Origin of the sequence: Streptomyces sp. NPDC079020 (assembly GCF_044542225.1) — a bacterium.
GTDB lineage: Bacteria > Actinomycetota > Actinomycetes > Streptomycetales > Streptomycetaceae > Streptomyces.
Genome location: NZ_JBITUB010000015.1, coordinates 199251 through 218240, shown reverse-complemented (window position 1 = coordinate 218240; position 18990 = coordinate 199251). Strand labels below are relative to the sequence as shown.

Sequence of the window (18990 nt, the reverse complement as noted above, 5' to 3'; positions counted from 1 at the left end):
ACCGAACTCCACGACGCCTTCGTCTCCCTCGCCTGCAGCCTCATCTGCTGGAGACGCCTCAAGAAGTCCCGCTCATGATCGTGTTACGAGCTCTAAGCCTCCGAGCGGCTCCGTGGCAACTCGCTCCACACCGCAAAAAGTCCCTTTCTGGGGTTATCGCCCGCCATATACGGGCAAAGTAGACAAATTTCAAGCTTCAAGAGAATGCAAGAGAGGTGGTTCCGCAGCCCCCGCCGGGGCTGCGGAACCACCTCAAACGGGTCTCTCAGCAGGTCACTTCAGACCGAAGGCCCTGATGATCTCCTGGTCGACGGCCAAGCCGCCGGGGCCCTCCGCGCGCACCTTGAGGGAAACCGAGGCGGCGCCCTTCTTCGGCGTCCTGAACTTCGCGGTCCACTCACCGGACGAGCCCTTGCGCAGCTCCGCCGCGCTCCAGGACGTGCCCTCGTCGTAGCTGACCGACAGCGAGGCCCTGGTCGCCTTGACGGCGCCGTCCAGCCACGCCTGGGTACCGGCCTCCAGACCGACCTCGGTCCACTTGCCGGCCTTGACGTCACCGGCCAGGTCGGTGTCCACGTCGTAGTCCAGCTGAAGCAGCGGGATGTCCGCCTGCTCCGGCCCGTTCTCGTCCAGGGCACCCGAGACGAAGTTCCACTCGGTGTGCGTGCGCGTCGAGGTCTTCCAGGTCCCCGCGTCCCGGACGGAGTCGATCACCAGGCGGTACGGCAGCTTCTCCGCCGACAGGTCCCAGGCGTATCCGGCCCGGCCAGCGCCCTTCTTGATCAGCGTGTCGCCCTGGTAGAACCCGTACGAGGTGGTGTCGTACTCGTCCGCCGGCATCGAGCCGGAGTGGCCCTGGCCCGAGTCCGTCCACGGCGTGATGTTGAACTGGAAGTCGTTGCGGGCGGTACGGAACGGCCCCCAGTAGCCGGTGCCGAGACGGGGGCTGACCACCGGGGCGAACCACTCGTCGCGGTAGGTCCTGCCCGCCGTGTAGTCCAGCTCCGCGCTGCGCATCTCGTGCGCCCTGTCGGAGGCATCGGCGTTGAGCACCGAGTGGTTCTCGTACCAGAAGGAGTCGCCCGGCAGCGGGTTGACCCACTCGGTCCGGACGCCCGGGAACTTCTCGTACTCCTCGAATCCGATACCCGGGCCGTAGTCCGGGATGTCGTAGCGGTATCCGCCGCCGAGCGCCGCCTTGTGGCCGTAGAAGGTGTTCTCCACCTTCGCCAGCTGACGGGCCGACGGGGCGAAGGCCAGCGAGCGGTCGGGGATGGTGCCGTCGTGCCGGTCGACCAGGTCGTAGATGTAGCCCGCGAACTTCTTCTGGTCGACGGAGAGCTTCTTGCCGCGCTGCGCCGCCTTGATCAGCGTCCGGCCCGCGGTCTTCTGCACCGAGGCGACCGGGATGGTGGTCTGCTCGCCGTAGGGGACGTAGGACTCCATCGCGACCCCGCGGTCGTCGTTGACGACGAAGAGCGCCTCGGCACCCGCGGCGAGCGCGCCCGCCAGCCGCTCCGCGGGGGTGACCGACTCGCTGCGGTTGACCACCACGGCCTTGCCCTTGGCGTTCAGGCCCTTGTAGTCGGCCGCGGCGCCGTTGCCGGCGTAGACACCGGTCAGCTTCTGCTCGCTGTCCTCGGCGACGAGGGAGCCGCCCTGCGCGAAGGCCGGGACGTCGTGGCCGTCGGCCGTCAGGCCGATCAGCTCCTCGCCCTGGCGCCAGCGGGTCAGGAAGCTGAAGCTGCCCTGGGTGACCTTCCCGGTCGGGCTCGCCCACAGCTGGTCGTACGTCAGCGGGATCTGGTACGCGTCGCGCTGGACCGTGCCGTCCGGAGCGGTACGTGCCATGTCGAAGCGCAGCTGGCGGGTCTCGGTCTCCTTAGGCGTCCGCACACTGATCCTGCGCGCCTTTGAGGCGTCGAGGGTGGCGGTGGTGGCCTTGTCCAGGATGATCTCGGGGGCCGCGAGGAACGCGATGCCCTTCGAGTCCGCCCGGTCGCCGTCGATCTCTGCGGTGCTCCAGGCGGTGTAGTTGCCCGGGGGCAGCCGCAGTGTCGTGTCACCGGAGACATTGACGACGTTCAGCTGCGGGTCGCCGAGCGCGGCGAAGACTACCTGTCCGTCCATCGGCTTGCCCGCGCGGTCGCGGAGCTCCAGGGTCAGGTCGTACAGCTCCTGCTCCTTGTTGAGCGCGAAGCCGGTGTGCGCGACGACGGTGCCCGCCGCGTCCTCGGCGAGGACCTGGCCGGAGAACCGGGTGTTGTTGGCGACCTTCGACGGGTCCAGCGACAGCACGGCCTCGGCGGTGGAACCCGCCGGGACGGTCAGCGTGGAGGTGGACAGGGTGTACGCGTCCGCGTCCGTGTCGGTGGCCAGGCTGAGCGTGACGTCCTTGTCACCCGTGTTGCGGTAGGTGATGGTCCGCTCGGCGACCGGATCGGCGGGGCTGTGCGGCCAGTCGTACGAGGCGACCGCGACGGAGCCGGTGGCCTCGACCGTGGTGTCGATCGCCGCCTTCACATCGAGCCGCCCGGTGCCCTGCTGGTACGGGGTGTAGTCGGGCAGCGCCTTGGACGAGCTCATCAGCGCGTCCTTGATGCGCTGGCCGGACCAGTCCGGGTGACGCTGCTTCAGGATCGCCGCGGCGCCCGCGACATGCGGGGTGGCCATCGACGTACCGGACATCGACTGGTACATGCCCTCAATGCCGGGGACCGACTGCGAGGCCGCCGCGTTGATGTCGACGCCGGGGGCGGACAGGTCGGGCTTGAGTCCGTGGGACCGGACGAGCGGGCCCATGGAGGAGAAGTCCGCGCGGACGTCCTGCTTGTCGACCGCCGCGACGGTGAGGGCCTTCTCGGCCGAGCCGGGCGAGCCGATGGTGCCCGCGCCGTACGCGTTGCCCGCGGCGATCACGAACAGCGGACCGCCGTCGGCGGACAGCGCGTCGACGGCCTGTGACATCGGGTCGGAGCCGTCGTCCGGCACCGGCGAGCCGAGGCTCATGGAGACGACATCGGCGCCCTCCGCCTTCGCCCACTCCATGGCTTCGATGATCCCGGAGTCGGCGCCGGAGCCCCCGTCGCCGAGGACCTTGCCGACGAGGAGGTCCGCGGACGGCGCGACGCCCTTGTTGGCGCCCTCGGAAGCGGCACCCGAACCGGCGATGGTGGACGCGACATGCGTACCGTGGCCGTTCTTGTCGTCGACCTCCTCACCGGGCACGAAGCTGCGGGAGCCGACGATCCGGTCCTTGACGTCGGGGTGGTCGGCGTCGATTCCGGTGTCCAGGACGGCGACCTTGGTGCCCTTGCCGTCGAAGCCGGCGGCCCACGCCTGCGGGGCGTTGACCTGCGGCACCGACTCCTTGAGCAGCGCCTCCGAGCGGCCGTCGAGCCACAGCCCGGCGATGCCGTTGTCCAGCGAACGGGCCTTCTCCGTACGGACGATGTCGCTCCAGAAGGAGCGGGCCTCGTCCTTGTCGGCCTTCAGCGCGGCGCCGTGGATGGAGTCGAGCGTACGGACCTTCTTCGCTCCGCGCGGGGCCGCGGGCAGCGCCTTGGCCCTGCTCGCCGGGTAGGTGGCGATCAGCGGGATGCCGCCGGTGGAGCTGTCGTCGTAGCCCATCTTCACCAGGGCCGAGACATTGAACAGCCGCCGGTCGAGCTTCCCGGCCGCGAGCAGCGCGGTGGCCTCGTCGGGCAGCACGTACAGGTCGTCGCCCGCCTGCTGGACGTGGACACCGCCCGGCGCGCCGTCGGGACGGTCCACGGTGACGGTGTCCTGGTTTCCGGGACCGTCCACGAAGTGCACGACGTCCCCGGTGAGCAGGGTGATGTCGTGGCTCTCGGCGCGGGCCTCGTGGCGGCCTTCGGCGGAACGCGGCTGGGGGGCGGCGGCGGCCGAGCCCGCGACGGGAAGCACGGCGCCGCTCACGAGTGCGACGGAGGTCGCTATGAGCAGAGCTCTGCGTCCTGTGCGAGCGGGTCTCGCCCTGCCGGAAGCGGAGGAGGGGGAAAATGTCATGCAGCTGATCTACCGGTAAATGCGCGGCCACGGACGGGTTCCGGGCTGGCAGGAATGCGCCGTGGCGGTAATCCGCCCGTCTGCGGACGGGGCTGCGGGACACGCTTTCAGGCCGTATCCGGGGACTCGTCCCGCACCTCCCGGGCCCGGCTCCGGCTTCGCTCCGGGGCGGGGCCGGGACCTGATGGTCGCTTTCAGGCCACCGAGGCGAGCGGCGAGCCACCCTCGTGATGGATCGGGGTGTGAGCGCCGGTGAGCGGAACACCGCTGCCGCCGCGCCGTACGGCGACGATCTCGGCGGCGATCGACAGAGCCGTCTCCTCCGGCGTACGGGCACCGAGGTCGAGGCCGATCGGCGAGCGCAGCCGGGCCAGCTGGGACTCGGTGACCCCGGCCTCACGGAGGCGCTCATTGCGCTCCAGATGGGTGCGGCGCGAGCCCATCGCGCCGACGTAGGCGACCGGCAGCCGGAGTGCCGCCTCCAGCAGCGGTACGTCGAACCTGGCGTCATGGGTGAGGACACAGAGCACGGTGCGCGCGTCCACCTCGGTGGCGGCGAGATAGCGGTGCGGCCAGTCGACGACGATCTCGTCGGCCTCCGGGAAGCGCGCCCGGGTCGCGAACACCGGCCGGGCGTCGCACACCGTGACCCGGTAGCCGAGGAAGGAGCCGGCCCGCACGAGTGCGGCGGCGAAGTCGATGGCCCCGAACACGATCATGCGGGGCGGCGGAACACTCGACTCGACGAGCAGTTGGACGGGCCGGCCGCAGCGCGAGCCCTCCGCGCCGATGGTGAGCGGCCCGGTACGGCCCGCGTCGAGCATGGCGCGGGCCTCGGCGGCGGCCGTGCGGTCCAGCGCCGGGTGGCCGCCGAGCCCGCCCTCGTACGTCCCGTCGGGGCGCACGAGGAGCGGGCGGCCGAGAAGTCCGGCGGGGCCGTCGGTGACGCGGGCGACAGCGGCCGCCCCGCCCCGAGCGGCGGCGGCCAGCGCGGCGGCGAACACCGGGCGGGCGGGATCGTCCGCGCGCACCGGTGTGACCAGGATGTCGATGATGCCGCCGCAGGTCAGACCGACCGCGAAGGCATCCTCGTCGCTGTAGCCGAACCGCTCCCGGACGGTTGTGCCGTCTTCGAGGGCCTGTCGGCACAGCTCGTACACCGCCCCCTCCACACATCCCCCGGAGACCGATCCGACGGCCGTGCCGTCGCGGTCGACGGCGAGGGCGGCTCCCGGCTGCCGGGGCGCGCTGCCGCCGACCGCCACCACGGTGGCGACGGCGAACTCGCGGCCCCGCCCGACCCACCGGTGCAGCTCTTCGGCGATGTCCAGCATGGCGTGTCTCCTTGGGCGAAGTGGGCAGGGGCGGACGTCAGTGGACGCCCAGCCAGCTCTCGATCGGGTTGAGGGCGAAGTACACGACGAAGATCACGGTCAGGCCCCACATGAAGGCCCCGACCTCGCGGGCCCTGCCCTGGGCGAGCTTGATGGCGGCGTACGAGATGACACCCGCGGCGACGCCCGTGGTGATGGTGTACGTGAAGGGCATCAGGACCACGGTGAGGAAGACCGGGATGGCGACGGAGCGGTCGCCCCAGTCCACGTGCCGGGCGTTCTGCATCATCATGGCGCCGATGACGACGAGGGCGGCGGAGGCCACCTCGGTCGGCACGATCGCGGTGAGCGGGGTGAAGAACAGGCAGGCGGCGAAGAAGAGTCCGGTGACGACGGAGGCGAACCCGGTCCGGGCTCCCTCCCCGACCCCGGTGGCCGACTCGACGAACACGGTCTGCCCGGAGCCTCCGGCGACTCCGCCGATCGCGCCGCCCGCGCCGTCGATGAACAGCGCCTTGGACAGGCCCGGCATCCGGCCCCTGGCGTCGGCGAGCCCGGCTTCCGTACCGACTCCGATGATGGTGGCCATCGCGTCGAAGAAGCCGGCCAGCACCAGGGTGAAGACGATCATGCCGACGGTCATCACCCCGACATCGCCCCAGCCGCCGAACTCGACGTCCCCGAAGAGCGAGAAGTCGGGTGCGGAGACGGCGCTGCCGTTCAGCTCCGGCGGGCCGCTGCTCCAGGACTTGGCGTCGATGTCGGCGATCGCGTTGACGGCGATGGCGATCACGGTGCCGACGGCGATGCCGATCAGGATCGCGCCGGGGATGCCGCGGGCCTGGAGCATGAAGATCAGCAGCAGGGTCACACAGAAGATGAGCACGGGCCAGCCGGAGAGTTCACCGGCCGGGCCGAGCGATACCGGGGTCGCCTCGCCCTGGTGGACGAAGCCGGCCTTGTAGAGGCCGATGAGGGCGATGAAGAGCCCGATCCCCATGGTGATGCCGTGCTTGAGCGCGAGCGGGATCGCATTCATGATCATTTCGCGCAGTCCGGTGACCACCAGGAGGCAGATCACCACACCGTAGATCACACACATGCCCATGGTCTGCGGCCAGGTCATGTTGGGCGCGACCTGCGAGGACAGCACGCCGGAGACGCTCAGTCCGGCGGCCAGCGCCAGCGGGACCTTGCCGACGAAGCCCATCAGCAGGGTGGTGGCGGCCGCCGCGAGCGCGGTCGCGGTGATCAGGCCGGGCTGGCCGAGGAGGTTGCCGTCGACGTCCTTGCCGCCGAGGATCAGCGGATTGAGCAGGAGGATGTACGCCATGGCCATGAAGGTCGTGACGCCGCCGCGCACCTCGCGCGCGACCGTGGACCCTCGTTCGGATATGTGGAAGTACCGGTCGAGCCACGATCTTCCGGCGGGGACGCGCGAGCCGGGGCCCGCGTCCTCGGTACCGGTCCCGGGCTCCACTTTCTGCTGGGTCATGTTGCCTGACTCCCAAGGTTCACAGGGGCACCCGCGTGGTGAGTACTGATTGCGGGATTTGGGATGACTGCGCTGGCGGCACGACCCGGGGGACGGCCCGAGGCGAACTGTTCATGCAGGTACGGAGGTACTGCGGCCTTGCGAAGTGCCGTGAGCGGTACGGCACTCGGTGGTCTCCGGACGGTGCGGAACGCGGGGAAGTGCGGCGTTCACGGCACGTCGCACCGCCCGGAGAGTTCAGGGGGAACGGCCGGGGCGGGTCCGGAGTGTCCGGGCGCCCGGAGAGTTCCGGCCGTGCGCCCGGGGGTGCGGGCGCACGGCCGGCCGGGCGGCACTCTCCGGGCGCGGCCGCCCGGGAGCCGTGTCCGGCGGGAGACCCTCAGGTACCGGTGAGGTGCTCGGGGCGCACCGGCGTCCTGGTGAGCTCCAGACCCGTGGCGTTCCGGATCGCCGCGAGGACGGCCGGGGTGGACGAGAGGGTCGGGGCCTCGCCGACGCCGCGGAGCCCGTACGGGGCGTGGTCGTCGGCCAGTTCGAGCACGTCGACCGGGATCGTCGGGGTGTCCAGGATGGTGGGCAGCAGGTAGTCCGTGAAGGACGGGTTGCGCACTTTCGCGGTCTTCGGGTCGACGATGATCTCCTCCATGACGGCGATGCCCATGCCCTGGAGGGTGCCGCCCTGGATCTGGCCGATGACCGACAGCGGGTTGAGCGCCTTGCCGACATCCTGGGCGCAGGCCAGTTCGATGACCTTGACCAGGCCGAGTTCGGTGTCGACCTCGACGACGGCGCGGTGCGCGGCGAAGGAGTACTGGACATGGCCGTTGCCCTGTCCGGTGCGCAGGTCGAACGCCTCGGTGGGGCGGTGGCGCCACTCCAGCTCGATGTCGATCGCCTCGGTCCCCAGCACGTCGGCCACATCGGCCAGTACCTCGCCGCCGTCGGTGACGACCTTGCCGCCCTCCAGCAGGAGTTCGGCGGTGGCCCAGGCGGGGTGGTACGTACCGAACCTGCGCCGGCCGAGCTCCAGGACCTGTTCCCGGACGGCTTCGCAGGAGTTCTTCACGGCGCCGCCGGTGACGTACGTCTGGCGGGACGCGGACGTGGATCCGGCCGAGCCGACCCGGGTGTCGGCCGGATGGATGGTGACCTGGCTGACGCCGAGTTCGGTACGGGCGATCTGGGCGTGCACGGTGACGCCGCCCTGGCCGACCTCGGCCATCGCGGTGTGCACGGTGGCGACCGGTTCGCCGTTGATGACCTCCATCCGGACGCGGGCGGTCGAGTAGTCGTCGAAGCCCTCGGAGAATCCGACGTTCTTCAGGCCGACCGCGTAGCCGATGCCGCGGACGACACCTTCGCCGTGCGTGGTGTTGGAGAGTCCGCCGGGCAGGGCGCGGACATCGACGGAGCTGCCCGCCGCGTCGGCGGCCAGCCACTGCTGCGCGGGCGGCAGCGGCCGGGCCTTGACCCGTCGCAGCAGCTCGGCGACCGGGGCCGGGGAGTCGCAGGGCTGGCCGGTCGGCAGCAGGGTGCCCTGCTCCATGGCGTTGATCCGGCGGAACTCCACGGGGTCCATGCCCAGCTTCGCCGCGAGCTTGTCCATCTGTGCCTCGTACGCGAAGCACGCCTGGACCGCGCCGAAGCCGCGCATGGCCCCGCAGGGCGGGTTGTTGGTGTAGAGCGCGATCGCCTCGATGTCGACGTCCTCGACGGCGTACGGGCCGGCCGAGAGCGAGGAGGCGTTGCCGACGACCGCCGGCGAGGCCGACGCGTAGGCGCCGCCGTCCAGGACGATGCGGCACTTCATGTGCGTGAGCTTGCCGTCCTTGGTGGCGCCGTGCTCGTAGTGGAGCTTCGCCGGATGCCGGTGGACATGCCCGAAGAAGGACTCGAACCGGTTGTAGACGATCTTGACCGGCTTGCCGGTGCGCAGTGCCAGCAGACAGGCGTGGATCTGCATCGACAGGTCCTCGCGGCCGCCGAAGGCACCGCCGACACCGGAGAGCGTCATGCGGACCTTGTCCTCGGGCAGGCCGAGGACGGGGGCGATCTGCCTCAGGTCGGAGTGCAGCCACTGGGTGGCGACGTACAGTTCGACGCCGCCGTCCTCGGAGGGCACGGCGAGGCCGGACTCCGGACCGAGGAAGGCCTGGTCCTGCATGCCGAAGGTGTAGTCGCCCGTGACGATGACATCGGCCCGCTTCGCGGCCTCGTCGGCGTCGCCGCGGATGATCGGCTGGCGGTGGACGATGTTGGGGTGCGGGACATGACCGATGTGGTGGTCCTCGCGCCCCTCGTGGACCAGCACCGCGTCGGGGGCGGTCGCGGACGCCTCGTCCGTGATGACCGGCAGTTCGGCGTAATCGATCCTGATCTTGGCGGCGGCCCGGCGGGCGGTCTCCGGGTGGTCGGCGGCGACCAGCGCCACCGGCTCCCCGTGGTGGCGGACCTTGCCGTGGGCGAGAACGGGGGTGTCCCGGATCTCCAGGCCGTAGTTCTTCATCGCGGCGGGCAGGTCGTCGTAGGTCAGCACGGCGTGGACGCCGGGCGTCGCGACGGCCTCGCCGATGTCGATGGACCTGATCTCGGCGTGCGCGACGGTGGAGCGGAGCGTGTGACCCCACAGCATGTCCTCGTGCCACATGTCGGAGGAGTACGCGAACTCTCCGGTGACCTTCAGGGTGCCGTCGGGGCGCAGGGTGGACTCGCCGATGCCGCCCTTGGTGGGCGATCCCTGGGTGATCTTGGTGGGGGTGCCGGCCGGGACGGTGGCGGCTCGTGGATGCAGCGCCATGGCTGTCAAACCGCCTCTTCCTGACGGGCGGCCGCGAGGCGGACCGCGTCGAGGATCTTCTCGTAACCGGTGCAGCGGCACAGGTTCCCGGAGAGCGCCTCACGGATGTCCTGGTCGGACGGGGAGGGGTGCTTCTCCAGCAGTTCGTCGGCGGCGACCAGCAGGCCCGGGGTGCAGAAGCCGCACTGGACCGCTCCGGCGTCGATGAACGCCTGCTGGACCGGGGACAGCTCGGTGGCCTCGCCGCTCTGCGCGTCGGCGGGCCGCGCCTGCCATCGCCGGGCGGCGTCGAGCGTCGTACCGCAGGGCCCGGAGGCGCAGCCGCTGCCGGGATGGGCGTCCTCGCGGTGCCTGGCGTAGTCCGCCAGGCCCTCGACGGTGACGACCTCGCGGCCCTCCACCTGGCCGGCGGCGACGAGACAGGAGCAGACCGGCACACCGTCCAGCCGGACCGTGCAGGAGCCGCACTCACCCTGTTCGCAGGCGTTCTTCGAACCCGGAAGGCCCATGCGCTCGCGCAGGACGTAGAGGAGCGACTCGCCCTCCCAGACGTCGTCGGCTTCCTGCTGACGGCCGTTGACCGTGAAATTCACTCGCATGGTTATGCAGCTCCTTCAAGCGTGCGGCCCTCGCCCCGGTACTGCTCCCAGGTCCAGCCGAGCGTGCGGCGGGCCATGACGCCGACCGCGTGCCTTCGGTACTTCGCGGTGCCGCGTACGTCGTCGATCGGGTTGCAGGCACCGGCGGCGAGCGCGGCGAACTGCTTGGCGACGGACGGGGTGATGATCTTTCCGCTCTCCCAGAAGCCGCCCTCCTCCAGCGCGGCGTTCAGGAACTCCTCGGCCTCCCTGGCCCGGACCGGGGTCGGGGCGGCGGAGCCGATGCCGGTGCGGACGGTGCGGGTCGCGGGGTGCAGCGCGAGGCCGAAGGCGCAGACGGCGATGACCATCGCGTTGCGGGTGCCGACCTTGGAGAACTGCTGCGGCCCGTCGGCCTTCTTGATGTGCACCGCCCGGATCAGCTCGTCCGGTGCCAGTGCGTTGCGCTTGACACCGGTGTAGAAGGCGTCGATGGGGATCATCCGGGTCCCCCGCACGGACGCGGCCTCCACCTCGGCTCCCGCCGCGAGCAGGGCCGGGTGTGCGTCACCGGCGGGCGACGCGGTGCCCAGGTTGCCGCCGACGCCGCCGCGGTTGCGGATCTGCGGGGAGGCGACGGTGTGCGAGGCGAGCGCGAGTCCGGGCAGCTCGGCCCGGAGGTGCTCCATGACGGCGCTGTACGGGACGGAGGCGCCGAGCCGTACGTTCTCCCGGCCCGTCTCCCACTCGGACAGCTCACCGATGCGGTTCAGGTCCATGAGGTACTCGGGCCGCCGGTGGTCGAAGTTGATCTCGACCATCACATCGGTACCGCCCGCGATGGGCACGGCCGTAGGGTGCTCGGCCTTGGCGGCGAGCGCCTCCTCCCAGCTGGCGGGGCGAAGGAAATCCATGAGTGGCTCTCTTCTTCTCAATCGGATCGTTCGCCGGGGCTGGGGACGGCCGGCCCTCGACTGGCTCGTTCAGGTGCTGTTCACGTGGTGTGACCCAGTACACAAGCCTCCGCTCCGGCCGGTGCAGTCACCGAAACACTGAAGGAGTTGGCTGGTCTCCTTCCTCGTCTTGTAGATTCGAACGAATGGTGGGAATCAGTAACCTCACCGCAACACACAGGTACCCCCGCTATCCCTTCGCCTCTCCCGCCAACCGGTCGGTCCCCCGATAAGGCCCCCGATCCGCCCCCGGCCCGTCCCCCCTCGAAGAACCGATACGTCCCCCGGGGAACAGATCCGTCCTCCGACCGGTCCGTCCCCCCGAAGAACCGATTCGTCCCACCTACCGAAAGAACGGCGGCAACGAGATGCGGCTGCGCGCACTGCTGAACACCGAGGCGCTGGGCCTGCGGCTGCTCGGCGGCGAGGACGAACTGGACCGCGCGGTCCGGGGCGTCATGACCACCGATCTCCGCGACCCCAGCCGCTACCTCTCCGGCGGCGAGCTGGTCCTCACCGGTCTGGCCTGGCGCCGTGACGCCTCGGACTCGGAACCGTTCGTCCGGATCCTGGCGGGGGCCCAGGTCGCCGGACTCGCGGCGGGCGAGGCGGAGCTCGGCGACATCCCCGAGGATCTGGTCGAGGCGTGCCGGCACCACCGTCTCCCACTCTTCGCCGTGAACGAGACCGTGGCATTTGCAACGATCACCGAGCATGTGGTGCGCCAGGTCTCCGGCGAGCGGGCCGGGGACCTCGCCGCGGTCGTCGACCGGCACCGCAGGCTGATGACCTCGGGCCCGGCGGGCGGCGGGCCCGAGGTGGTCCTGGACCTGCTCACCTCGGACCTGGACCTCCGCGCCTGGGTGCTCTCCCCCACCGGCCGGCAGATCGCGGGGGCGGGCGAGCCGCTGCCCGCGCGGGCCGGGGCCGAGCTGGCCGGACGGCACCTGGCCGCGACCCGCACCGGACGCCGGGGGCCGCACCGCGCCACGCTGGACGGCAGGACGTATTCGCTGTTCCCGATCCGGAACACCGGCCGGGGTGCCCTGCCGGCGTCCCGCGATGTGCGCGAGTCGGTGCTCTCCGACTGGCTGCTGGCCGTCGAGGCCGACGCGGCCGACTGGCCGGCCGCCCGGCTCGATCTGCTCCAGGGCGTCACCCAGCTGATCGCCGTCGAGCGCGACCGGCGCGACGCCGCCCGTACGGTACGCCGCAGGCTCGCCCAGGAGGTTCTGGAACTGGTCCAGGCGGGTGCGCCCCCGGCCGAGATCGCGGCCAGGCTGCGGGTCGCCGCGCCGGTCCTGCTGCCGGGCCTGGGGACCGCCCCGCACTGGCAGGTCGTGGTGGCGCGGGTCGACTGGACCGCCGAGGGCGCACCGGCCGCCTCCGGTTCCGCTCCGGACATCGCGGGCGGCCCCGTCGCCCAGGCGCTGCTGGAGGAGATCCTGGTGGACCCGGCGGTCAGCGGGCCGGACACCGCCGACCGGATCGCGGTCGCCCACACGGGCGACGAGGCCATCGCCCTCGTACCGCTGTCCTCGGCGGCCCCGGCCGCTCCGGACACGTCCGGCCCTGACGCGTCCGGCGGCGCCGACGGGGAGGGGGACGGGGCCGGGGAGGCGCCGGAAGGGGACGGCCCGGCACTGCACGCCGACGTGCTGCTGGCCGCCGTCCGCGATCCGCTCTCCGCCGGGCTCGCCGACGACGGCCGGCTGACACTGGGTGTCAGTGCGGCGGTGCACTCCGCCGAGGGTCTGCGCGGCGCCCTGGAGGAGGCCCGGCACGCCCGTCGGGTCGCGGCGGCCCGGCCCGGCCGGGTCTGCGCGGCCGGGCACCACGAACTCGCCTCGCACGTACTGCTGTTGCCGTTCGTGCCCGACGACGTGCGCCGGGCCTTCACCGCCCGGCTGCTGGACCCGCTCCGCGAATACGACCGGCGCCACCGCGCCGAGCTGATCGAGACGCTGGAGGCGTTCCTGGACTGCGACGGTTCCTGGACGCGTTGCGCGGCCCGGCTGCACCTGCACGTCAACACGCTGCGCTACCGCGTCGGACGCATCGAGCAGTTGACGGGGCGTGATCTTTCCCGCCTGGAGGACAAGCTCGATTTCTTCCTGGCCCTGCGTATGAGCTGATCTCCCGGGCCTCCCGCACCCCCAACGGGGCCCGGCCGATTGTGAATTATTTCACCTGACATCGGCCGGACCCCTTGGCCCGGCGTGCCAATCCGTGCTGAGATGCGCCCAGACTCAACAGCTCAATGGCGCGCTCGGGGAGGGCAATGTGGCGCATACCGCCATGTCTGGTTCCGGAACGACAGCAGATGACGATCCGCCGCTCCAGACAGCGGTATGGCGGCTGCGGTCACGCGCCTGCTGGACGGATGCGGCCGCGCTGCTCGAACCACACGCGGTGGCCGACCCGGCCGCCGCTCTCCAGCGGACCTCACCGCTGACCGAGCGATGTCTCTACACCGGCAAGGGCTGGACCGACGCGGAGGACGCGCTGCGCACCGCCGAGGCACTGGCCCGGAGCGACACGGAGCGCGGAGCGGCCGCCTGCGAACGCGGCTATCTCGCCTATGCCTCGACGCTTCTCGGGACCCGCGACCGGGCGGACGAGGCCAGTGTGGCGCTGAGCAGGGCCGCAGCCCTGCTGGCGCCCTCGGCTCCGGGACGCCCGCTGCTGGACTTCCGCCGCGGGCTGATCGCCCAGAACATCGCCGACTCCCCGCAGTCCGCGCGGGCGGCGTACCGCAGGGCGCACGCCGGTGCCACGGCCCAGGGCGACGAACTGCTGCTCTCGTTCACCTGGCGGCACCTCGCCTCGCTCGCGCTGCGCGAGGGTGAGCTGGCCGAGGCCCGGCACGGCTTCGCGGAGTCCCTGCGGATAAGGGAGGAGCTGGGCTATCTGGTGGGTACGGCCCCGGCGCTCATCTCCCTCGCGGACGCCGAACCGGAGCCGGAGGCGGCGCGGCTGCGCGCCGAGGCGGGCCGGCTCTTCCGGCTGCTCGGCGGCGTACCGACCTGGCTGGCACCGCGGCTGGAGCCCCCGGCACCGGAGACGGCCGAGGCGAACTGAGCCACCGTGCGGCGGCGCGGCACGGGGCGACCCGGTGCGGTGTGACCCGGCGCAGGGTGACCCGGGCTTGCGTGACCGGTGCGGGGGTGACCCGGCGCGGCGTGACCCGGCGTTGGTCCGATCCGGTGGGCGGGGACGTGCCGCCCACCGGACTCAGCCGCCCGCACCGGCGAAGTGCTCCCGCACGAGGGACTGCACGACGGTGAGGTCCTGGGCGATGAGGGCGTCCAGCAGGGCAGTGTGTTCGGCGGCGTCGGCGAGCAGTTCGGCCCGGCGGGTGGCGGGGTGGCTCACCAGCGGCCACTGGGAACGCCGGTGCAGATCGTCAGCGACGGCGACCAGCTGCTCGTTGCCGGAGAGCGCGAGGACCGCGCGGTGGAAGGCCCGGTCGGTCTCGGCGTAGCTCGCCCGGTCGCCGACCGCCGCCGCAGTGACCGTCGCCTCCGCCAGCGGGCGCAGCGCGCTCCAGCGGCCCGCCGGGACGGTGCGGGCCAGACGGAGCATCACCGGGACCTCGATCAGGGCGCGTACCTCGGCCAGCTCCGCCAGCTCGCGCGGCCCCCGTTCGCTGACCCGGAACCCGCGGTTCGGTACGACCTCGACGGCCCCCTCGATCGCCAGCTGCTGCATCGCCTCGCGCACCGGGGTCGCGGAGACACCGAAACGGGCGCCGAGCGCGGGCGCCGAGTAGACCTGTCCCGGTACCAGCTCGCCGTCGACGAGGGCGGCGCGCAGGGCGTCCAGGATCTGGCCGCGCACGGAGTGCCTCTGCACGGCCCGCGCCGCGGGCGGGGCGGCGGCCGGACGGGCGGGAGCCGGCACGGTCAGGGGGGCGGGCGGCTCGCTGTGGGTGTGCTCGCCACGCGCCTGTTCGGGCACCCGGACGACCTGGGGGGCGCCCTCGTACGCGGCGGGCGTGCACGGCGGCCGTACGTCCTCGCGCGCTCTGCCCTGCTCCACCCGGACCTCCTCGGCCAGCCGCGGGCCCGGCTCGCGTATGCCATGCCCCCTGTGCACGATAGGCGGACGACGCCGCAGTTCAAACATCGACGCATTCGGGTAAGGTAAGGCTTACCTGTAAACGATCGTGATTCGGTGGTCCGGCATGACCGTCTCCACTCTGCTCTCCAGCACCGCGGCGTCCCCCGTGACGGCCGCGTACGCACGCCTGACCGAGGTGTTCCCGGGACTGCGCGCCGAGCTGCTCGCGGAGGGCGTGGCGGCGCCTTCGGGAGCCGGATGGGTGGGCGCTGCCGAGCTGGCCCGCGGCGGCGCCGCGCTGGACACGTTCCTCGCCTGGGACAACGCCCAGGTGCTGCGGGACTACGGGCAGCAGGCCCGCCCCGACGTGGTGGCCAGTTTCGGGCTCCACCGCTACTCCTGGCCCGCCTGTCTGCTGGTCACGGTGCCGTGGTTCCTGCACCGCCGGGTACCGCGGATCCCCGTCGAGGATGTCGCCTTCCAGCGGGCACTCGGTCACTTCACCGTCAAGGTGAGGGAGTTCGCCTGCCTGCCGGACGACCCGGCGGCCGCGCTGCCCGGCGCCCGGGTGGTCCCGGACGAGGCGGCGCTGCGGGCCGAGGTACTGGACGCCGTGGCCGAGCACATCGGCCCGGTGCTGGAAGGGTTCGGGCCCCGGATGCGGCGCGGGAAGCGGGCACTGTGGGGCATGGCGACGGACGAGATCGTCGAGGGCCTCTGGTACATCGCCCATCTGCTCGGCGAGGAGCGCCGTGCGATGGCCGAGCTCGAACTCCTGCTGCCGGGCACCACCAAGCCGTACGTCGGCAACGCCGGATTCCGGGAGCTGACGGGACCGAACGGCGAATCGCTGCCGACCCGCGACCGCGCCAGCTGCTGCCTCTTCTACACCGTGCGCCCCGAGGACACCTGCGTCACCTGCCCGCGCACCTGCGACGCCGAGCGGGTACGGAAGCTCGCTCCCGCCTCCTGATCCCCACACCGCCCGTCCGGATGACGCAATTCGAACGCAACTGGTCTTCTTCGTCAGAGAATTCGATCAGATTCCGTCCATAAGCAGGCTGTGTCACCCCAATGGCGTGCTCTTGTCCCGAAACCCCCTGACCGGAGTGGGATTTCCGTCACGATGGCGCCCGAAACGCCCTACGTGACGCAAGGGACCGCGCATGAGACTGACCGACATATCGCTTGACTGGCTGCTTCCGGGCGCCGTGCTGCTCGTGGGTGTCATGGCGGCGGTGACGGTGGTCGCGCGCGGAAAGCGCGCCGCTGGAAAGGCCGCGGCCGACGACAACTGGGAACGCAGCGAGGAACGCCGGAGGCGCAAGGAGGCGCTTTACGCGACCGCCTCGTACGTCCTGCTCTTCTGCTGCGCGGCGGTCGCCGCAGCCCTGTCCTTCCACGGGCTCGTCGGCTTCGGCCGGCAGAACCTCAACCTCACCGGGGGCTGGGAATACCTCGTCCCGTTCGGCCTCGACGGCGCCGCGATGTTCTGTTCGGTGCTGGCGGTCCGCGAGGCCAGCCACGGCGACGCGGCCCTCGGCTCCCGGCTGCTGGTGTGGACGTTCGCCGGCGCCGCCGCCTGGTTCAACTGGGTGCACGCGCCGCGCGGCATGGACCACGCGGGGGCCCCGCACTTCTTCGCGGGGATGTCCCTCTCGGCGGCCGTGCTCTTCGACCGCGCGCTGAAGCAGACCCGCCGGGCTGCCCTGCGCGAACAGGGCCTGGTGCCCCGGCCGTTGCCGCAGATCCGGATCGTACGGTGGCTGCGGGCGCCCCGGGAGACCTTCGGCGCCTGGTCGCTGATGCTCCTCGAAGGCGTACGCACGCTGGACGAGGCCGTCGACGAGGTACGGGAGGACCGGCGGGAGAAGGAACAGGACCGGCTCCGCCGCCGGGACCAGGAGAAGCTGGACCGGGCCCGCATCAAGGCGCTGAACCGGCAGAACCGGGCCTGGGGGCGCGGTGGACGCGAGAGCGTCCAGGCGGCGGACCTCCCGGCCCTCGCACCCGCTTCGGGCTCCTCGCAGTCCGTCGCGGAGCCCGCCATAACAGAGCCGGGTCAGCTGCCTCTGCGACCCCGGCCATCCCTGCAAGCCGTACACGGCCCGAAACGGACCGCGAGCGGCTCGAACTCGAAGGATCCCGCCGCACCGCCCCCGGGGAATGACTCCCGGACCGTCGACCTCACCGCCGAGGACGACACCCAGGCCCTGCCCCGGCTCGACTCGCTGGAGCAGAAACTCAAGGACCTGGAGCAGCAGTTCGGCTGAGTACATGAGTGGGTGAACAAGTGAAATGAGTGGGTGAGAGAAGGATGTCGGGCACGTGGGCGTGCAGACGTGCGGATTCACGCATCGACGTGTTCCGTGCGTATGCCCGCCCATGTGCCTGCGGGCGCGGATGTCGGGTCCCGCTCGCTCACGGAAGGGCGAGGCGCCCGGTCAGGGCCGCCCGCCTCTCAGCTCGAACCACACCACCTTGCCCAGCATCTGGTTCTCCACACCCCAGGCGTCGGCGAGGCTCCGCACCAGGATGAGACCCCTGCCGTGCGTACCGTCGTCGGCGTTCGGTACGTACGGCGCGGGCAGGTCCGACATGAAGTCCCTGACTTCCACCCGGATTCTCCCGCGTCGTGCGGTGGCCGTCACCACCGCTCCATGACGGGTGTGGATGAGCGCGTTGGTGACCAGTTCGCTCGTGAGCAGTTCCGCCTCGTCGATCCGCTCGGCCTCGGCGTGCCGCCCGAGGAATTCCCTCAATTCCCGGCGCACCTCCCCCACGGCGGATCTGTCCGTATGGCCGATTCTGCGGCGCATTCGGTCGGACGGATTCCCCGCCCCGGCCCGCCGGCCATCCGGCTCTCGATCCGCGGCATCCGTGGTTCTTCCCTGCCGCTTCGTCATTTCCCCCGCGCGCACTGTGAACCGACCTCCCCTGCTCCGGCAATTCCTCGAACAGCTTCACGGGATGCATGCCCCGCCCGCGCGTTGTCACGCTTGTCGATTCATCAACAAGGAATCGAAGACCGCACGAGGCCACGCCGGTGAGCGCGGTCACGGCGCCTCCTCACCACGTCCACCGCCGGGAAACGTGACCGTTATCCAGGCACACCTGCGGTTAACTTCCGCAGAATTCACACGAGTTGGTGTTGACGCGGGAGGATCTACGCGCGTCATCATGGTGGGCATGCGAATCCCCCCACGGATCACCATGCTCGGCGGCACCGCCGCCCTCCTGTCCGTCCTCTTCGCCTCGGGTCCGGCTTCGGCGGACACCGCCGCACCCCCCGCCCCCACGACAACGCTCTCCGCCTCCCCCCACCTCACCGCCTCGTACGTCACCCACCCGTACGCCGCCTCCGCGCCCTTCGCCGCCGCCCCGGTCGGGAGCGTCTGCTACTCGGACCTGCCCTCCCAGGCGCACGACACCCTCGATCTCATCGATGCGGGCGGCCCGTTCCCGTACGACCAGGACGGCACCGTCTTCCAGAACCGGGAAGGCATCCTGCCGGACCGGAGCACCGGGTATTACCACGAGTACACGGTCATCACCCCCGGCTCGCCCAACCGTGGCGCCCGGCGGATCGTGACGGGTGAGGAAGTCCAGGAGGACTACTACACCGCCGACCACTACGCGTCGTTCGACCTGGTCGACCACGACTGCTGATCCCGCGCCCACCGGTCCGGTCCGCGCCGTCGCTCCCCCATCTGCGGCGCGGATCGCCGGACCGGCCCGGCCG

The 18990-nt window shown here is 71.3% G+C and carries 13 protein-coding genes; 5 read left to right on the top strand and 8 right to left on the bottom strand.

Going from position 1 to position 18990, the window contains the following annotated elements:
- Positions 1-273 precede the first annotated feature (273 nt).
- From ACIGJO_RS28260 to ACIGJO_RS28235, 6 genes are all read right to left on the bottom strand, one after another.
- The gene (locus tag ACIGJO_RS28260) at positions 274-4029 is read right to left on the bottom strand and encodes a S8 family peptidase (protein ID WP_399962799.1); all 3756 of its coding nucleotides are present in this window, start codon (positions 4027-4029) and stop codon (positions 274-276) included.
- 194 nt (positions 4030-4223) lie between these two features.
- Entirely contained in the window at positions 4224-5363 is a 1140-nt protein-coding gene (locus ACIGJO_RS28255) for an XdhC family protein (protein WP_399962797.1), read from the bottom strand.
- A 37-nt stretch (positions 5364-5400) separates the two neighbouring features.
- The gene (locus ACIGJO_RS28250; RefSeq protein WP_399962794.1) at positions 5401-6858 is read right to left on the bottom strand and encodes an NCS2 family permease; all 1458 of its coding nucleotides are present in this window, start codon (positions 6856-6858) and stop codon (positions 5401-5403) included.
- Between the two features lie 379 nt (positions 6859-7237).
- Complete coding sequence (locus ACIGJO_RS28245) at positions 7238-9655, bottom strand: xanthine dehydrogenase family protein molybdopterin-binding subunit (protein ID WP_399962826.1); 2418 nt, start codon at positions 9653-9655, stop codon at positions 7238-7240.
- 5 nt (positions 9656-9660) lie between these two features.
- Positions 9661-10254 (bottom strand): (2Fe-2S)-binding protein, encoded by a 594-nt coding sequence (locus ACIGJO_RS28240; protein ID WP_399962792.1) that lies wholly within the window; start codon positions 10252-10254, stop codon positions 9661-9663.
- Positions 10255-10256: 2 nt separating this feature from the next.
- Positions 10257-11147, bottom strand: coding sequence for an FAD binding domain-containing protein (locus tag ACIGJO_RS28235; RefSeq protein ID WP_399962790.1), 891 nt, complete (start codon positions 11145-11147; stop codon positions 10257-10259).
- 407 nt (positions 11148-11554) lie between these two features.
- Between ACIGJO_RS28235 and ACIGJO_RS28230 the strand changes: the two genes are divergently transcribed.
- Positions 11555-13321 (top strand): PucR family transcriptional regulator, encoded by a 1767-nt coding sequence (locus ACIGJO_RS28230; protein ID WP_399962788.1) that lies wholly within the window; start codon positions 11555-11557, stop codon positions 13319-13321.
- A 163-nt stretch (positions 13322-13484) separates the two neighbouring features.
- Positions 13485-14267, top strand: a complete 783-nt coding sequence (locus tag ACIGJO_RS28225) for a hypothetical protein (protein ID WP_399962785.1) — start codon at positions 13485-13487, stop codon at positions 14265-14267.
- 153 nt (positions 14268-14420) lie between these two features.
- Here the strand turns inward: ACIGJO_RS28225 and ACIGJO_RS28220 are convergent, their stop codons facing one another.
- Positions 14421-15227 (bottom strand): GntR family transcriptional regulator, encoded by an 807-nt coding sequence (locus ACIGJO_RS28220; protein WP_399962783.1) that lies wholly within the window; start codon positions 15225-15227, stop codon positions 14421-14423.
- A 145-nt stretch (positions 15228-15372) separates the two neighbouring features.
- Between ACIGJO_RS28220 and ACIGJO_RS28215 the strand changes: the two genes are divergently transcribed.
- Positions 15373-16221 (top strand): (2Fe-2S)-binding protein, encoded by an 849-nt coding sequence (locus ACIGJO_RS28215; RefSeq protein WP_399962780.1) that lies wholly within the window; start codon positions 15373-15375, stop codon positions 16219-16221.
- 193 nt (positions 16222-16414) lie between these two features.
- Complete coding sequence (locus tag ACIGJO_RS28210) at positions 16415-17521, top strand: DUF2637 domain-containing protein (protein ID WP_399962778.1); 1107 nt, start codon at positions 16415-16417, stop codon at positions 17519-17521.
- Between the two features lie 171 nt (positions 17522-17692).
- Here the strand turns inward: ACIGJO_RS28210 and ACIGJO_RS28205 are convergent, their stop codons facing one another.
- Positions 17693-18055, bottom strand: a complete 363-nt coding sequence (locus tag ACIGJO_RS28205) for an ATP-binding protein (protein ID WP_399962824.1) — start codon at positions 18053-18055, stop codon at positions 17693-17695.
- A gap of 382 nt (positions 18056-18437) precedes the next feature.
- On the opposite strand from ACIGJO_RS28205, the gene ACIGJO_RS28200 reads away from it, so the two are divergent.
- Positions 18438-18917: a ribonuclease domain-containing protein gene (locus tag ACIGJO_RS28200; RefSeq protein WP_399962776.1), complete on the top strand. Its 480-nt coding sequence runs from the start codon at positions 18438-18440 to the stop codon at positions 18915-18917.
- The last annotated feature ends 73 nt before the right edge of the window (positions 18918-18990 follow it).